At 58.2% G+C, this 14,554-nt stretch carries 15 protein-coding genes; 9 read left to right on the forward strand and 6 right to left on the reverse strand.

All coding sequences use genetic code 11. From position 1 onward, the window contains the following. Window positions 1–45: 45 nt before the first annotated feature. Window positions 46–1,395, forward strand: a complete 1,350-nt coding sequence (locus D5269_RS05400) for an MATE family efflux transporter (protein WP_120483996.1) — start codon at window positions 46–48, stop codon at window positions 1,393–1,395. A gap of 61 nt (window positions 1,396–1,456) precedes the next feature. Here the strand turns inward: D5269_RS05400 and D5269_RS05405 are convergent, their stop codons facing one another. Next, window positions 1,457–2,470 (reverse strand): C45 family peptidase, encoded by a 1,014-nt coding sequence (locus D5269_RS05405; RefSeq protein ID WP_120484034.1) that lies wholly within the window; start codon window positions 2,468–2,470, stop codon window positions 1,457–1,459. A 79-nt stretch (window positions 2,471–2,549) separates the two neighbouring features. Continuing rightward, window positions 2,550–3,212, reverse strand: coding sequence for a hypothetical protein (locus tag D5269_RS05410; protein ID WP_120483997.1), 663 nt, complete (start codon window positions 3,210–3,212; stop codon window positions 2,550–2,552). A gap of 172 nt (window positions 3,213–3,384) precedes the next feature. On the opposite strand from D5269_RS05410, the gene D5269_RS05415 reads away from it, so the two are divergent. Further along, window positions 3,385–3,687 (forward strand): hypothetical protein, encoded by a 303-nt coding sequence (locus tag D5269_RS05415; protein WP_016316976.1) that lies wholly within the window; start codon window positions 3,385–3,387, stop codon window positions 3,685–3,687. A 128-nt stretch (window positions 3,688–3,815) separates the two neighbouring features. On the opposite strand, the gene D5269_RS05420 is transcribed toward D5269_RS05415, so the two are convergent. Next, a complete protein-coding gene (locus D5269_RS05420; protein ID WP_016316975.1) occupies window positions 3,816–4,379 on the reverse strand; it encodes a DUF3793 family protein in 564 nt (187 codons plus the stop codon). A 339-nt stretch (window positions 4,380–4,718) separates the two neighbouring features. Between D5269_RS05420 and D5269_RS05425 the strand changes: the two genes are divergently transcribed. From D5269_RS05425 to D5269_RS05455, 7 genes are all read left to right on the forward strand, one after another. Next, a complete protein-coding gene (locus D5269_RS05425) occupies window positions 4,719–4,949 on the forward strand; it encodes a FeoA family protein (RefSeq protein ID WP_016316974.1) in 231 nt (76 codons plus the stop codon). A 4-nt stretch (window positions 4,950–4,953) separates the two neighbouring features. Continuing rightward, entirely contained in the window at window positions 4,954–5,187 is a 234-nt protein-coding gene (locus tag D5269_RS05430; protein WP_016316973.1) for a ferrous iron transport protein A, read from the forward strand. 103 nt (window positions 5,188–5,290) lie between these two features. Beyond that, entirely contained in the window at window positions 5,291–7,462 is a 2,172-nt protein-coding gene (gene feoB, locus D5269_RS05435; protein WP_120483998.1) for a ferrous iron transport protein B, read from the forward strand. 34 nt (window positions 7,463–7,496) lie between these two features. Then, a complete protein-coding gene (locus tag D5269_RS18870) occupies window positions 7,497–7,658 on the forward strand; it encodes a FeoB-associated Cys-rich membrane protein (RefSeq protein WP_022788539.1) in 162 nt (53 codons plus the stop codon). 148 nt (window positions 7,659–7,806) lie between these two features. Further along, window positions 7,807–7,968, forward strand: coding sequence for a hypothetical protein (locus tag D5269_RS05445; RefSeq protein ID WP_158604864.1), 162 nt, complete (start codon window positions 7,807–7,809; stop codon window positions 7,966–7,968). Continuing rightward, the gene (locus tag D5269_RS05450) at window positions 7,932–9,431 is read left to right on the forward strand and encodes a recombinase family protein (RefSeq protein WP_016316970.1); all 1,500 of its coding nucleotides are present in this window, start codon (window positions 7,932–7,934) and stop codon (window positions 9,429–9,431) included. Before D5269_RS05445 ends, D5269_RS05450 begins: the two co-directional genes overlap by 37 nt. Window positions 9,432–9,645: 214 nt before the next feature. Beyond that, window positions 9,646–10,368 carry a hypothetical protein gene (locus tag D5269_RS05455; protein WP_120484000.1) on the forward strand — a complete coding sequence of 241 codons (723 nt, stop codon included), beginning with the start codon at window positions 9,646–9,648 and terminating at the stop codon, window positions 10,366–10,368. Between the two features lie 47 nt (window positions 10,369–10,415). Here D5269_RS05455 and D5269_RS05460 read toward each other — a convergent pair whose 3' ends face one another. The 3 genes from D5269_RS05460 to D5269_RS05470 all read right to left on the reverse strand — a co-directional run bounded on the left by D5269_RS05460 (window position 10,416) and on the right by D5269_RS05470 (window position 14,430). Continuing rightward, entirely contained in the window at window positions 10,416–11,756 is a 1,341-nt protein-coding gene (locus D5269_RS05460) for a Na+/H+ antiporter NhaC family protein (protein ID WP_016316968.1), read from the reverse strand. A 97-nt stretch (window positions 11,757–11,853) separates the two neighbouring features. Next, a complete protein-coding gene (locus tag D5269_RS05465; protein ID WP_120484001.1) occupies window positions 11,854–13,800 on the reverse strand; it encodes an NAD(+) synthase in 1,947 nt (648 codons plus the stop codon). A gap of 36 nt (window positions 13,801–13,836) precedes the next feature. After that, on the reverse strand, window positions 13,837–14,430 hold the full coding sequence (locus tag D5269_RS05470; RefSeq protein ID WP_120484002.1) for a flavin reductase family protein: 594 nt from the start codon (window positions 14,428–14,430) through the stop codon (window positions 13,837–13,839). Window positions 14,431–14,554 lie beyond the last annotated feature (124 nt).

Genomic DNA, 14,554 nt, shown 5'->3' on the forward strand with positions numbered 1-14,554 from the left:
ATAAGACATATCACGGGGGAAATCAAGCTGAAAGGGGAAACATCCATGAAAAATCAAAACGGATACCATCGGCCTGTCACACTGGGAAACATCCTGCGGTTTGCGGTTCCAACCATCTCGATGACGGTATTTATGTCCTTTTATACGATGGTTGACGGGCTGTTCGTATCCAACCTGATCGGTACGGACGCGCTGTCGGCCATCAACCTCACCGCACCGGTGATACAGTTTGTGACCGCTATTTCGACCATGCTCGCCACAGGGGGCAGCGCGGTAATTATGAAGAAGATGGGCGAACGGCAGGCACAGGAGGCGAGGGAGGACTTTACCTTCCTGATCCTGGTGAACGTTGTGGTGGGGGCGGCCATGTACCTGCTCGGCTCCCTGTCGGTAGGGCCTCTTTTTGCCGGCGTCAACCTGTCTGCGGCGATCAAGGGCTACTGTGTGGAATACCTGAACCGATATCTGCTGTTTATCGTCCCCATCCTGTTGATGAATCAATTCACCCTCTACATGATTGCAAGCGAAAAGGCGACGCTTTCCCTGGTCTGCTCGGTGACCGGCGGCGTGCTGAACATGGTATTGGACTATCTTTTCCTTGCGGTTTTCGAGATGGGGATCGGTGGTGCAGCGATCGCAACCGGGCTGGGCTATTCGGTGACTGCGGTAGTCGGGCTATTTGTGTTTGCACAGAAAAAGAGCCTCCTGCATTTTCAGAAACCGGTTCTCCGGTGGAGGGTTCTGGCGAGTGCCGCTTCGAATGGATGCTCTGAAATGGCGACTGCGCTTGTAACCGGGATCGTCACCCTGATGTTCAACTGGACCATGCTGAACTATGTGGGGGAAGACGGGGTCGCGGCTGTCACCATTATCATGTATGTCCTGATGTTCGCAAGTTCGCTGTATACGGGTTACTCCTACGGGGTCGCCCCGCTCATCAGCTTTTATTACGGGGAGAAAAATGATGAAAAGCTGAAAAAACTGCTCAGGATCAGTTTCGAGGTGATTGCGGCGATCTCGGTTGTGACGGTGGTTTCCTCTCTGGCGCTCACCAAACCGCTGGTTTCGGTTTTCGCCCGGCCAGACAACCCGGTTTACGATCTCGCGGTCACCGGGAACCGGCTCTGTACACTGGCTCTGTTTTTCATTGGATTCAACATCTTTGCCAGCGGGGCGTTCACAGCGCTGTCCAATGGGGTGGTTTCGGCGGTCCTTGCGTTTTCCAGATCGTTTGTGTTCATGCTGATTGCTATGCTCCTGCTCCCGGTGGTTTTCGGTGTAACCGGAATCTGGCTGGCGACCCCAGTGGCGGAATTGATGGCATTTATCCTGTCTGCGTTCATGTTCTTCAGGTACAAAAACCGGTATTTAGAACCGGCTCCTGAAGCTGCCTGAAGGGATCAGAAAAGGCATACGCGGCGAAAGCTGCGTATGCCTTGTTTATCAAACGGACGGTTCACCACATGGGATGCAGACGCCGTTCCTCCCGGTAGGGGGTGCGGGAGGGATTCCCCTCCGCCAACCAGCACCTGCGGCCGGTCAGGTCATAAACCGCGGACCAGACGGTATCCGCGCCATTTTCCCGGTCGTACTGGCAGAGGAATCCCTGTCCGCCCGACAGCAGATCGAACGCAAATGCCAGAGGATTGTCCGGACGCCTGGAAAATGCCTGTTCGAGCGTCTGGTAACGGTCGAGGCTGAACAGGTCCTCCTGGCTGTTCGGTGCGGGCGGCCGGCCATGACGCATCCGAGGGGAGACGAATCCGTTGGCTGCAAAGACAGCGCCCTCTGCCGGGCCTGGACGGCGTACCTCCAGCCGGTCGCAGTCACATTCCACAACTGCGATTCTCCCGCTGGCATCGGCAAGGGTGATCGTCTGCGCAGAGGCGATCGGCAGCCGTTCAAGTGCGGCGATTGCCTGGTCGGTGGAGCCGCAGGTTTCAAGCAGGCATCTCACCAACATCCCGGCATTCAGGCCCGGCCTGCGTCTGTCCGAATAGACATAGGTCAGCCCCGCCGTCAGGCCGCAGGCGTTCAGACCATCCTCCAGCTCGCTCCAGGCGGTCGTGTTCCCGATAAAAGGATAAGCCCCGTCCAGCGCATAATAAGCGCTGTCGCAGACCGGCTCGATCCAGGTGAAAAAGTCGCTGTTGCGCCCCAAAATGGTGCTCCCATTCTGGGAAAAGGCGAAGCAGGAACAATGGGCATCCGGGGTAAATGCGTACATCGAGAGGAGGAACGCCGCCATCCGATCGAACGGGACCTTCTGTCCGGCGGCAATCCCCCGTATTTCCGAAAGCACCTGCGGAAAATGCCGTTCATAGAGGGGCAGGCAGGCGCGGGAAAAATCCAGCCGCTCCGCCTGATTGGGCGGCAGTTTTGTGAGCAGGCAGACCCCCGCCTGCCGGGCCTGCGCCCCATACTGAAATCCTGCTTCATAATGACTGCCCTGCCAGTTGGAATGTATCATCTTCACACGCTCCCAAATAGAATTTTGGGAATCGACGTCAATCCCTTGCACTGGAAGATAGCAGAATAAAAAATTGCTGTCAAGAGGGAGATTTCTGTTTCCGGCACACATTCTGCGGAAATCGCTCGGACGCCGGGTCTTCCTGAAACTGCACAATCACCTGTTCCAGCCGGGATTCCGCGCAATACAGCCCCCGAACACAGTAAAAATCCTCCGCCCCCTCATTTTTCACCGGGTAGAGCAGTTCCTTGCTGCTCCCGCCCCGGCCAAACAGAACATCTATAACGAGACGGTAGAGAACCCAGTCTTTGGTTGCACCGTCCCGCAGGTTGGCGACCGGCTCCCCCAGCTCCAGCAGGGAGCGGTCGGTCCGGTAATCGTCCCCGGTCGCTTTCCGGAGTTCCAGTTCGAGGTCGTAGTACCGCACCCCGTCGTATTCGATATAGGTCACATGGCTTTGCCCGGCTCCGAAATTGTAACGATAGGCGGATTGATGCGTTTCGATGTAACCATCCTGATTGACAGTACGGATCATTCCGAGCACAAAGGCCGGTATAAGGCAGACCACAGCCCCCAGCGCGATCACACCCCCAGCCAGGACTGCAACCGGCTTTATCATGGGCCGGTTGGCTGCGGACGCCCGCAGCCTGCTGGCCAGCAGCACGAACGTCCCCGCCCCGATGAGAGCAATTCCTGCCAGGAACAGCAGGAGCAAAAAAAGAAGCCCTGCAACGGGTGCCATTCCGATCCCCCCCCCCATTTATCCTAAGATGGCGCTGATATCGTATCCATCTTAACTATATCACAAACACGGCCCTTCCTCAACACAAAAACCTCTTTCAAGCGGATGTTTCACCAAAAGCGACCGGAAGGAATACGATAAGGTAACAAGCAAAAACGGGAGGATTCTTGATATGGAGAACAACAGAAAACCCTTGCATTTTTTTCTGGGAGCAAATACGCCGCAGGGATTTGTTTCCCGGTTTGACCAGCTCGCCAACCCGGCTGAGGGATGGCGGGAATTTGTGCTGAAAGGCGGCCCGGGCACCGGGAAATCCTCGCTGATGCGCAAGGTCGCCGAGCATACTGCCGGCCGGTGCGGGCAGATCGAGCTGATCCATTGCTCCTCAGACGTGGATTCCCTCGACGGCGTTATCCTGCCCGAAATCAAAACTTCGATTGCAGATGGTACGTCACCCCACGTAAGCGCCATGTAAACCCACACTTCCTGCTCCGCGCAGGGCAGAAGCGGTGCGGTTTGCTGCGTTCTTGCAGAATAAACAGTTTCTTCCGCATCTTCTGGGAGGGGGAACCATTGAGTAAGGCATTCGAGGTGGGAACGGCTCTAAGACGGGCAGAACATCTGGATGATGGAGTCCCCGTTGGATACCCTTCGGCAAAGGGCGCTGCGGCAGCGCCGGTACCGGTCAAACAGTGCAAGCGCGCGGTCGACATCCGAGTAGACCTTCCAACAGCCGGTGTATTTACAGTTTTTCCCGCCGTATTTGAGGAAGCCGTAGACATCCTCGGCCGGATACCCCAGAAACAGCCCGATCTCATGTGGGAATCCGTCCCGCTCCCGCAGGCGTGCGGCGAGGGTATCAAGCAGCAGTTCCGCAGGCATCCCCACAGGGTATCCCGCCGCCTGAAGCATTGCTTGTGCCCGGGGGGCGGAGAGCGCCCGCTCCAGACACGCTTCCCGGTAGACAAGCAGGAGCCTGCTGCCCCCACATGCGCAGAGGATGCGGAACCGGAGCCCGCGCGGGTTGAGGACGCGGTTATAGCGCTCGATCTGTGCCGGAAGGTTCGGGTATCTGGTTTGATCGCAGGAAACCAGGCTTGCAGATTTGATTCCTGCCAGCGCTGGAGCACAATGGTAAGCCAGAAGATAGTCAAGCGGTGTTTGCAAAACAGGTCGCCTCCCCAATGGTTAGTTATCGCTAACTAAAAATATATTAGCATAGGCTAACTGAGCTGTCAACCATTTTTTGCGATTTTTTATGGGAATCATCAGTAAAAGGTTGCAAATTTGTCCAAATTTCATAAAAATTATCCGGTTATCACGCATGTTCCTGTCGAATACAAAAAAGTTTTCCCCACAGGCAGCATTTTTATCAAACCCACTTGACAAACTTAGTTAGCAGCGGTAAACTATAGCCAGCTGATTTGGTTAGCGATGCCTAACCTTTGAATTTCAAACTTGGAAGGCGGTTTGGCCGCCTTTCAATCCGAAAGGGTGGTAGCGATTATGCCGTTAACAATGGCACAGTCCGGAACGAGCAATACCGTATGCGGGATTCACGGAAAGGACGAAACCCGCCGTTTTCTGGAAAGCCTTGGCTTTGTGGAGGGCGGATTGGTTACGGTCATTTCCGAGCTGGGCGGGAACCTGATTGTCAATGTCAAGGATACCCGCGTCGCCTTGAGCAAAAGCATGGCAAACCGGATTATGGTCCAATCATTTTTTCAGGAGGGATAGACAGATGAAAACACTCAGACAGGCCCAATGCGGTGAGACGGTCACTGTGACCAGGCTGAATGGGGAAGGGGCACTCAAGCGCCGGATTATGGATATGGGCATCACCAAAGGCACACCGGTTTATATCCGCAAGGTTGCACCGCTGGGGGACCCGGTTGAGGTTACCGTCCGGGGGTATGAGCTTTCGCTGCGCCGCAAGGATGCGGAAACGATTATAGTGGAATCCGCGGCGCTCTAGGGGCAGGCCCCGGATGCGGGATCTATCCTGAAATACGCAGATTTCCCGACTTCAAAGGCCGGAAATGGCCAGCGGGCAGCCCCCGCAGAGGAGGTACTTACAAATGTCAATCAAAATCGCGCTTGCAGGCAATCCCAACTGCGGCAAAACAACCATGTTCAACGATCTGACAGGCTCCAGCCAGTTTGTGGGAAACTGGCCGGGAGTCACCGTCGAAAAAAAGGAAGGGCGGCTCAAAGGGCACAGGGATGTGATCATCACCGACCTGCCGGGCATCTACTCGCTCTCTCCCTATACCCTGGAGGAGGTTGTGACCCGGAACTATCTTATCCAGGAAAAGCCGGATGTGATCCTGAATCTGGTGGATGGATCGAACATTGAGCGCAACCTTTACCTGACCACCCAGCTCACCGAAATGGGGATTCCGGTGGTGATCGCGCTGAACATGATGGATATTGTGCGCAAAAACGGCGACCGGATCGACACCCAAAAGCTCTCGGAGATGCTGGGCTGCGAGGTGGTCGAGACCTCGGCGATCAAGGGGGAAGGCTCCCTGCAGGCGGCAGAACGTGCGGTACAGATTGCGCAGGCAAACGGCGGAACCAGTCCACAGCACACCTTTGGGAAGCAGGTCGAACAGGCCCTCTCTGAGATCACCGGGATCATAGCGGGGGCAGTCCCCGCGGAGGCTGCCCGGTGGTATGCGGTCAAGCTGTTTGAACGGGACAGCAAGGTTCTGGAAGGCTTCCGGTTCAATACCGATGTACAGGACCGCCTGGAAGCAGCTATCAGCGGATGTGAGCAGGCATTGGATGATGATGGGGAAAGCATCATCACCAACGAGCGGTATACCTACATCGGCGGGCTGGTCAACGCCTGTGTCAAAAAGAACCGCACCGGCATGACCACCTCGGACAGGATCGACCGGATTGTGACCAACCGGGTTCTTGCACTTCCGATCTTCGCAGCGGTGATGTTTCTGGTCTACTACCTCTCGATCACGACCATTGGCGGCATCCTCACCGATTTCACCAACGACACCATCTTTGGGGAGTGGGTGTCCCCGTCTGTGGAAGCCGCTCTGGTCAGCGCGGGGGCGAATGAGGTCCTGACCGGCCTGGTGGTGGATGGGATCATCGGCGGAGTTGGTGCGGTGCTGGGATTCGTCCCGCAGATGCTGGTCCTGTTCCTGATGCTCTGCGCACTGGAGGACTGCGGCTATATGGCGCGTATCGCATTTATCATGGACCGAATCTTCCGCCGGTTCGGCCTCTCGGGTAAATCGTTCATCCCGATGCTGATCGGCGCGGGCTGCGGCGTGCCGGGCATCATGGCGTCGCGCACGATCGAGCAGGACCGCGACCGGAAAATGACCATCATGACCACCACCTTTGTCCCCTGCGGTGCAAAGATGCCGATTGTCGCACTGATCGCGGGCGCGCTGTTTGGCGGTGCATGGTGGGTCGCCCCTTCCGCTTATTTCATCGGCGTTGCCGCGATTGTGCTTTCGGGCATCATCCTGAAAAAGACCCGGATGTTCGCCGGGGACCCTGCCCCGTTTGTCATGGAGCTTCCGCAGTACCATATGCCAACCGCTGTCAATATCCTGCGCGGTACTTGGGAGCGCGGCTGGTCGTTCATAAAAAAGGCGGGAACCGTGATCCTTCTTGCGAGCATTTTCGTCTGGTTCACCTCCAGTTTCGGATTTGCCGATGGGTTCGGGCTGGTTGAGGAGATCGACAGTTCCATCCTCGCGTCGATCGGGTCGGTGTTTTCGGTATTCTTTGCGCCGCTCGGCTTTGGCAGCTGGCAGGCATCGGTTGCAACAGTCCTTGGCCTGGTTGCCAAGGAGGAGGTTGTTGGAGCGCTCGGCACCATCTATGCGGTTTCGGGAGAAGCGATCGAGCTGGTTGAAGAGGGGGCTTTCGGTGAGCTGGGCGCGATTGCACAGCATTTTACCGCCCTTTCCGCCTATTCGTTCCTGATGTTTAACCTGCTCTGCGCCCCCTGTTTTGCCGCGATCGGCGCGATCAAACGGGAGATGAACAATGCCCGCTGGACCTGGTTCGCGATCGGGTATCAGACCGTCTTTGCCTATACGATGGCGTTTATGCTCTACCAGTTCGGGCTGGTCTTTACCGGAAACGGCTTTGGCATCGGCTCGGGCGCTGCGCTGGCAATCCTCGCAGGCTACCTCTGGCTGCTTTTCCGCAGGGGGGCCGCAGAAGGATCCCATGCGCGGGGCCACAACCGTCTGGCGGTTGAAAATCAGTAGAAGGCTGAAAAAGAGTCCAAGGAGGTTGAGAAAGGTGATCGACTGGATCATCGGTGGGGTGATCGCACTGGCTGCCGTTCTTGCCGGACGCCACGTCTGGAAGAAATTTAAGAGCGGAGGCTGCGCGGGCGGTTGTGCGGGATGCAGCGGCTGCTGCCATCCGGCATCCCACGATCAAAAGAGCCAAAACACTTAAAAATAGGCAGCTGCTTTCAGGCGGCAGGCAAAAGACCGCCCGCCTGATGCGCTGAATGGCAACGCATACCCCCTGCCCGTATTTTTTCGGACGGGGGGTTCATATTGTACAGGCATCCCTCCATACCCTGTTGCGGAGGGATTTTTCGATGAAAAAAACTGTGTTTCAGGTGCAGGAGGTGTTTGCAAACACCCGGGAATCCGACCGAAAACAGGCATTGAACAGGCTGCTCAACCAGTTACGCACCCCTGTTCCGCCAAAGGAGGATGTGAGATGCTCCAGCCGCGCGCCGCGCTCTACTGCCGTTTAAGCAAAGAGGACGCTGAAAAGCAGCAGGAATCCGAAAGCATCCAGAACCAGAAAGCCCTGCTTCTTGATTATGCCGCGCAGCAGGGATGGCAGGTCTGCGCGGTTTTTTCGGACGAGGATTATTCGGGCGCCGACCGCCGCCGCCCGGGTTTCAACGCAATGCTCCATGCGGCGGAGGCGGGGCGGTTTGAAATCCTGCTCTGCAAAACCCAGTCCAGATTTGCGCGCGATCTCGAGCTGGTCGAGCGGTATATACATGGGCTGTTCCCGCTCTGGGGGATACGGTTTGTCGCGGTGGTGGACAACGAGGACACCGCCCGCAAGGGCAACAAAAAAGCCCGTCAGATCAGCGGGCTGGTGAACGAGTGGTATCTTGAGGACCTGTCGGAAAATGTCCGGGCGGTGCTCGACCTCAAACGGCGCAGCGGGCAGTATATCGGCAGTTTCGCCCCCTACGGCTACCGCAAGGACCCAAGCGACCACAACCGCCTGCTGGTTGACCCGGTGGCCGCCCGAACGGTGCAGGAAATCTTCCGGCTGTTCCTGTCGGGGGACGGAAAGCAGCGGATCGCCCAGAAGCTGAATGCCGCCGGGGTCCTCTGCCCCTCCCGTTACCGTCTGGCGCAGGAGCATCCCGGGCAGGACAGCTCCGAAACGATGTGGAGTGCAACTGCGGTTGGCAGGATTCTGAAAAGCGCGGTTTATGCGGGTGATCTGGTGCAGGGGACCCGACGCAAGCCAAGCTATAAGTCCGACCGGCTGGTTCCGGTCCCAGCCGGACAATGGATTGTTTGTCCGGGCACACACCAGCCGATCGTCTCGAAGGAAACGTTCCAGGCGGTGCAGGATCTGCTGGAGGCCCGCACCCGTTCGACGGGAAGAGGGGAACCGCATCCACTGGCGGGCAGGGTGCGCTGTCTCGACTGCGGAGGGCCGCTGGTCAAGTCATCCGCCGGCTCCGGCAGCTCCAGACGGGACTACCTCCACTGCAAACGCCACATACAGGAGAAAACCGCCTGTTCCCGGCATTCGGTCCGTCTTGACCTGCTGGAACAGGAGATCGCGGGACGGATTCACGCCCGGCTCACCCAGTATCTTTCAGCAGCGGAGATAGCGGACCTCTGCCAAAGCGCGCCAGGACCGCTTCCTGCGTCCGGGCTGCCCCGGCTGTACGCCGCCCTCACTCGTTGTGAACGTGCACTGCATACCCTTTATTTTGACCGCGCAGACGGTATTATAGACCGCGAGCAGTTCGGCCTGCTGAACCGTTCCTGTCTTGCCGAGCGGGAGCAGCTGATCCGAAAGATCGCTGCACTTGCGCCGTCCGAATGCTGCCTATCCCGGCCCACACCAGACGCATTTCCGCTCCGGCCATTCGTTTGGACATTGATCGAGTGGGTTGGGGTTGGGGAACGGGACCCTGTAACCGGAGAGCAGCGGGTTGAAATCCATTGGAATTTTTAGAACGGTGCGATTTTGGATGCCGCCCATCCGCAGCAGGTGCTCTGGCCAGCTCACCATGAGACAGGCTTTCAGTGTGAGAGCAGGCAGAGGATTTTAGCGGGAACGCACGCTTACCCATGTAATCGAGCCTAAATATCCTGGAGCATTCGAGCAGATTGTCGATCTTTCCTCCTGCTGGGACGAACACAGGCTCTATGAGAACCGGCTGGAGCTCATGACCCTTTCGGCAAGAATCAGCCGCTGCCATGAGCACTGCTGCCGGTTCCTTGGAGCCGCCGGGAGCCTACTCGGAGATACATACCGGATCGCGCTTGATGCGACCTCTGCGACCAAGGTGGTCAAAGCGGCCGGACGGATCGCGCAGAACGAATTCCGGCACGCCCCCGGCGGACGGGGAAAGGAGTCAGTGCGGTTCCTCTCTGCGGTGACCAACAAGGGGATCACCCTTTTCAGCGAAACGGCGGACGCGCTCTGCGACCGGATTTACCTTGTGGAGGACGCCTACGGCGCATCCTCACGGCTGTTGCTTAACGCCCTGCGCGCACAGGCGCTCGAATCCGGATTCGACCTTTACACCTGCTACTGTCCGCTTGCCCCATTTGAGAAGCTTGAGCATCTGTTCCTTCCGGAACTGCGGCTGGGCTTTATGACCAAAAGTGAGCATCTCGACCCGCAGATCGAGCCGTATAAGATCATCCGCGCCCGCCGGTTTACCGATGCAGGCGCACTCAAAAAATCCCGGAAGCGGATCGCATTCAACAAAAAAGCGGCTGCACAGATGCTTGATTCGGCAGCGCGCTTGCTCGCGGAGGCGAAATCCCTCCACGACCGGCTCGAGGCTTACTACATCGACGCGATGGACTTCAAAAAGGTGGATGCGGTTTGCAGTGCAACCCTGCAAAAGTACGAACACATCCTCACCAGCTACGGACTATGACCCAAAACAGCCCCATCCATTTGGACGGGGCTGTTTCACAGCGGAAATCAATGCGGCCTGACAGCACGAAGGGCCTGTTTCCTCCGGTAGCTTTGCGCAAACAGGCCCCATAGCGGGATCAGATAGAGATAACAGGAAGTCAGCAGGCTGCCGATGGGCGCGGAGGCCGAAGCGAGCGGGACTGTCCCAGCGATCGACCATGGGATAAGCGGCGCAATGACTACGACAGTATCCTCCAGCGCGATTGCGAAGGTGGGACCATCATCCTCCGGGAAACCGCAGGTCTGGTGCACCAGCATAATTGCCGCTGTCTGGCTGCAAATGATGACGTTTGCGGCGATCGAAGCCCAGAATACCACCGTATAGAGCGAATACCTCCGACGCAGAACACCAATTTTTCCCTTCAAACCGTCCAGCAGCCCCGTTTCCCGAAAAATCCCCGCATAGGAGGAAGAGATGGTCACGATCGCCGCAACATTGACCATCGAGAGGATGCCCCCGCCGTCCATCAGCGCCGCAACCTGCGGGTCGGACGAATGGTAGCCTGCCACCAGAAGCCGGAGAACCGAAAGGGCGTCCATCTTTTGATAGAACAGACAGATAAACAATGCCGCGCCGATGCTTGAGAGCATGGTCAGCCTGATGTTGAGATGGAGCACGGAAAGGACGAGGATCAGCAGCGCTGGCAGAAGGGTCAGCAGGCCGAGGCGGAACGCCGGAGAGAGCGTCTGCTGGACCTGTGCCGAGCTGCCGCTTCCGGAAGGCGCGGAGGAAACCCCAACCGCGGCATAAATCGCACAGCTCATCAGAAACGGGAGTGCCGCGGTGCGCGTCATCCCGCGGATGTTCTGAAAGATGTTCGTTCCGGTCAGCTCCGAGATCAGCAGGGCGCTGGTCGAAATCGGGGAGCAGCGGTCACCGAAGTAGGCCCCGGAAAGGACCGCTCCGCCTGCCCAGACCGGGTCCACCCCCATGGTACGCGCCATAGTCATACAGATGACGCCCATTGTCGCGGCTGTCCCAAAGGCCGTCCCTGTCAGGAACGAAACCAGACAGTTGAGCAGGAACGACATCAGCAGGAAGACCGAAGGACGTATGTAGTCTGCCGCGTGACAGACGATCGTCGGGATGGTGCCTGCGGCCCGCCACAGGGCGGTTAGCATCCCGATCAGCACAAAGGTCATCAGCACGTTTTTTGCGGTGCGGATCCCTGCGGCCGACATCTTGAGGATCGCCGGAACCGAATATTGACGCAGCCGCGCATAGACCGAAAAGATCAGATACCCCACAATCAGCGCGTACAAAATCGGGAGTTTTGCCGCCACGCATCCGATCAGGGTCAATGTGAACAGGGATAGAAAAACAGACTCGAGCATCTCTATCGCCATTTCCTTTCCTTACACAAAGTGTTGTCTGCGTTTTTTCGCCTTGCAGGACGAAAAAATCCCCCGCCTATCCAGCATCCCCGCTTATGAGCGCGGGTTCTTATGTGTCCAGATGCTCCAGCTCTTCCAGCCAGAGCGCGGGAACCGCATCGCTGGGCATCCGCCAGTCGCCGCGCGGCGAGAGGGAGACCGACCCCACCTTTGGCCCGTCGGGCAGGCAGGAACGTTTGAACTGCTGGGCAAAGAACCTGCGGTAAAAGTTTTTGAGCCAGTGGAGGATGGTTTCCCGACTATACGTTCCGGAAAAAGCGTGCTCGGACAGACGGAACACCTTAGCGGGGGAAAAGCCCCAGCGGATCGCGTAATAGAGGAAAAAGTCGTGCAGCTCGTACGGGCCGACAAGGTCCTCGGTCTTTTGCTGGATTTCCCCCTCTTTGGGCGGCAGAAGCTCAGGAGAAACCGGGGTGGCGAGGATGTCGAGCAGAACGCCGCGCAGGGTTTCATCGCCGCACCGCTCCGCTTCGTATGCCACCAGATGCCGCACCAGCGTCTTGGGCACCGCCCCGTTGACTCCGTACATTGACATATGGTCCCCGTTATAGGTCGCCCAGCCGAGCGCAAGTTCCGAAAGGTCCCCTGTGCCGATCACCATACCGTTGGTGCGGTTGGCCATGTCCATCAGGATCTGGGTGCGCTCCCGCGCCTGTGCGTTCTCAAAGGTCACATCCTGTCTGGCGGGATCGTGCCCGATGTCTGCGAAATGCAGGTCGACAGACGCTTTGATGTCAATCTGATGGAGCGTGACCCCCAGCCGCTCACAGAGCTGTTCCGCATTGCCCTTGGTGCGGGCGGTGGTGCCGAAACAGGGCATTGTGACCGCGACCACATCGGTATGTGGGCGGCCCAGCAGGTCGAGCGCGCGTACCGCGACCAACAGGGCGAGAGCGGAGTCCAGCCCCCCTGAAATGCCGACCACAGCGGTCTGTGCATGGGAATGTGCCAGCCGTTTTTTCAGCCCGTGGGACTGTATCTGCAAAATCTCCTCGCAGCAGCGTTCGCGCGCCGCCGGGTCGGACGGTATGAACGGTTTATCCGGGATGCTGCGGGTCAGCCGGGTTTCTGTGGCTGGGAGCGAAAAGGAGGTGTGCAGGATGCCTTCGTCCTGATGCGCCGGGAAGGTGGTCATCCGGCGGCGCTCCCACGCGAGCTTCTGGACATCTATTTCGCTGACCGTCAGGCCGGTGCTGAACCGCCGGCTCTCGGTCAGGATCACACCGTTTTCCGCGATCAGGTTATGCCCGGAAAAGACCACATCGGTGGTCGATTCCCCCTCGCCCGCATCGGCGTAGAGATAGCCGCAGACCAGACGAGCCGCATGTCCGGCAACCAGACTGCGGCGGTAATCCGCCTTTCCGACCGTCTCGTCGCTTGCCGAAAGGTTGACGATCACCGTTGCACCCGCTTTCGCGAGCCGCACCGACGGAGGTTCGGCCGACCAGAGGTCCTCACAGATCTCCACACCAAACCGGAACGCGGGCATGGTTTCGCAGGTAAACACCTGCTGCGCCGAAAAGGGGACACAGTCCTCCTCCTGCGGCAGGCCATCGGATATGGTGATATAGTCATGCAGCCTGCCCCAGCTGGAAGCGGATGCAAACCAGCGCTGTTCGTAAAACTCGCCGTAGTTGGGCAGGTGGGTTTTGGGGACGACCCCGAGGATCAGTCCATTGTGGACCACTGCCGCACAGTTATAGAGTTTGCCCCCTGCGGAAAGCGGCAGGCCCGCGACTGTCACCGTTGCGGGATACGCCCTGCTCGCCTCCCGGAGTGCGAGCAGGGCCTTTTTCGCGCCTTCCAGCAGGGCCGGCTGGAAAAAGAGGTCGCCGCAGGTGTACCCGGTCAGCCCCAGCTCGGGAAGCGCCAGCAGGTGCACCCCCTGTTCCGCCGCCTGCCTGAGCAGCGCAATCGAAGCCTGCGCGTTATAGGCACAGTCAGCGACCCGGATTTCCGGGGTCCCTGCCGCCACTTTTATGAATCCGTCTTTCATTGTAACCTGTCCTTTCCCTCCATTAAACTGATGGTTTTATCTGGCCCGCCTGCCGGCCTGTTTCCGGGGCGGCTTTTTCCGGACCGAGAATCCAAACGTCCCCAGCCGCTCCCCCAGGGCGAAGTATTCCCCATGCGCGTAGGCTGCCAGCCCCGCCCTGGAGAGGTGGAGTTTCCCCTCGCGGTCGACCAGCTGCTCGTCCACATCCACCGCGACGATCTCCGACAGGAACATCTCGTGGCTCCCGAGCGGGAGGATCTGTTTTACCCGGCATTCGAGCGAAAGCGGGCTTTGCTCGATCAGCGGTGCGGAAACCTCCGATGCGGGAACAGGGGTCAGGCCGCAGTGGGCGAACTTGTCTAGTTCACGTCCCGACCGCACCCCGCAGAAGTCCGCAGCGCGCACCAGCCCAACGGTGGTCAGGTTGATGACAAATTCACCCGATTCCCGGATCAGGCCATAGGAGTACCGCTCGGGGCGTACCGAAATATAGGTCATTGCAGGGCGGGTGTTGACGATTCCCGTCCATGCGATGGTCAGCAGATTGGGCGCTTCCACTGTCCCGCAGCTCACCAATGCGGGAGGGGACGGCGCGAGCAGTGCGCCCGGTTTCCAGACCAGCTTTGCCATTGAAACTCTCCCTTTTGTCATTAGAATGTTTGGGCCTTTTTGCCGTATTTCGATTATAGTATACCACGGGCGCCCCCAAACTACAACGCCTTGTGTCCGGACGGTTAAAAACGGCGGGGTGAGG

Source organism: Anaerotruncus sp. 1XD42-93 (genome assembly GCF_009917605.1).
Lineage (GTDB): Bacteria > Bacillota > Clostridia > Oscillospirales > Ruminococcaceae > Anaerotruncus.

Coding starts and splice junctions, on each gene's coding strand:
- D5269_RS05400 (WP_120483996.1), top strand. CDS start 46: ATGAAAAATCAAAACGGATACCATCGGCCTGTCACACTGGGAAACATC.
- D5269_RS05405 (WP_120484034.1), bottom strand. CDS start 2,470: ATGATACATTCCAACTGGCAGGGCAGTCATTATGAAGCAGGATTTCAG.
- D5269_RS05410 (WP_120483997.1), bottom strand. CDS start 3,212: ATGGCACCCGTTGCAGGGCTTCTTTTTTTGCTCCTGCTGTTCCTGGCA.
- D5269_RS05415 (WP_016316976.1), top strand. CDS start 3,385: ATGGAGAACAACAGAAAACCCTTGCATTTTTTTCTGGGAGCAAATACG.
- D5269_RS05425 (WP_016316974.1), top strand. CDS start 4,719: ATGCCGTTAACAATGGCACAGTCCGGAACGAGCAATACCGTATGCGGG.
- D5269_RS05430 (WP_016316973.1), top strand. CDS start 4,954: ATGAAAACACTCAGACAGGCCCAATGCGGTGAGACGGTCACTGTGACC.
- feoB (WP_120483998.1), top strand. CDS start 5,291: ATGTCAATCAAAATCGCGCTTGCAGGCAATCCCAACTGCGGCAAAACA.
- D5269_RS05445 (WP_158604864.1), top strand. CDS start 7,807: ATGAAAAAAACTGTGTTTCAGGTGCAGGAGGTGTTTGCAAACACCCGG.
- D5269_RS05450 (WP_016316970.1), top strand. CDS start 7,932: ATGCTCCAGCCGCGCGCCGCGCTCTACTGCCGTTTAAGCAAAGAGGAC.
- D5269_RS05455 (WP_120484000.1), top strand. CDS start 9,646: ATGACCCTTTCGGCAAGAATCAGCCGCTGCCATGAGCACTGCTGCCGG.
- D5269_RS05460 (WP_016316968.1), bottom strand. CDS start 11,756: ATGGCGATAGAGATGCTCGAGTCTGTTTTTCTATCCCTGTTCACATTG.
- D5269_RS05465 (WP_120484001.1), bottom strand. CDS start 13,800: ATGAAAGACGGATTCATAAAAGTGGCGGCAGGGACCCCGGAAATCCGG.
- D5269_RS05470 (WP_120484002.1), bottom strand. CDS start 14,430: ATGGCAAAGCTGGTCTGGAAACCGGGCGCACTGCTCGCGCCGTCCCCT.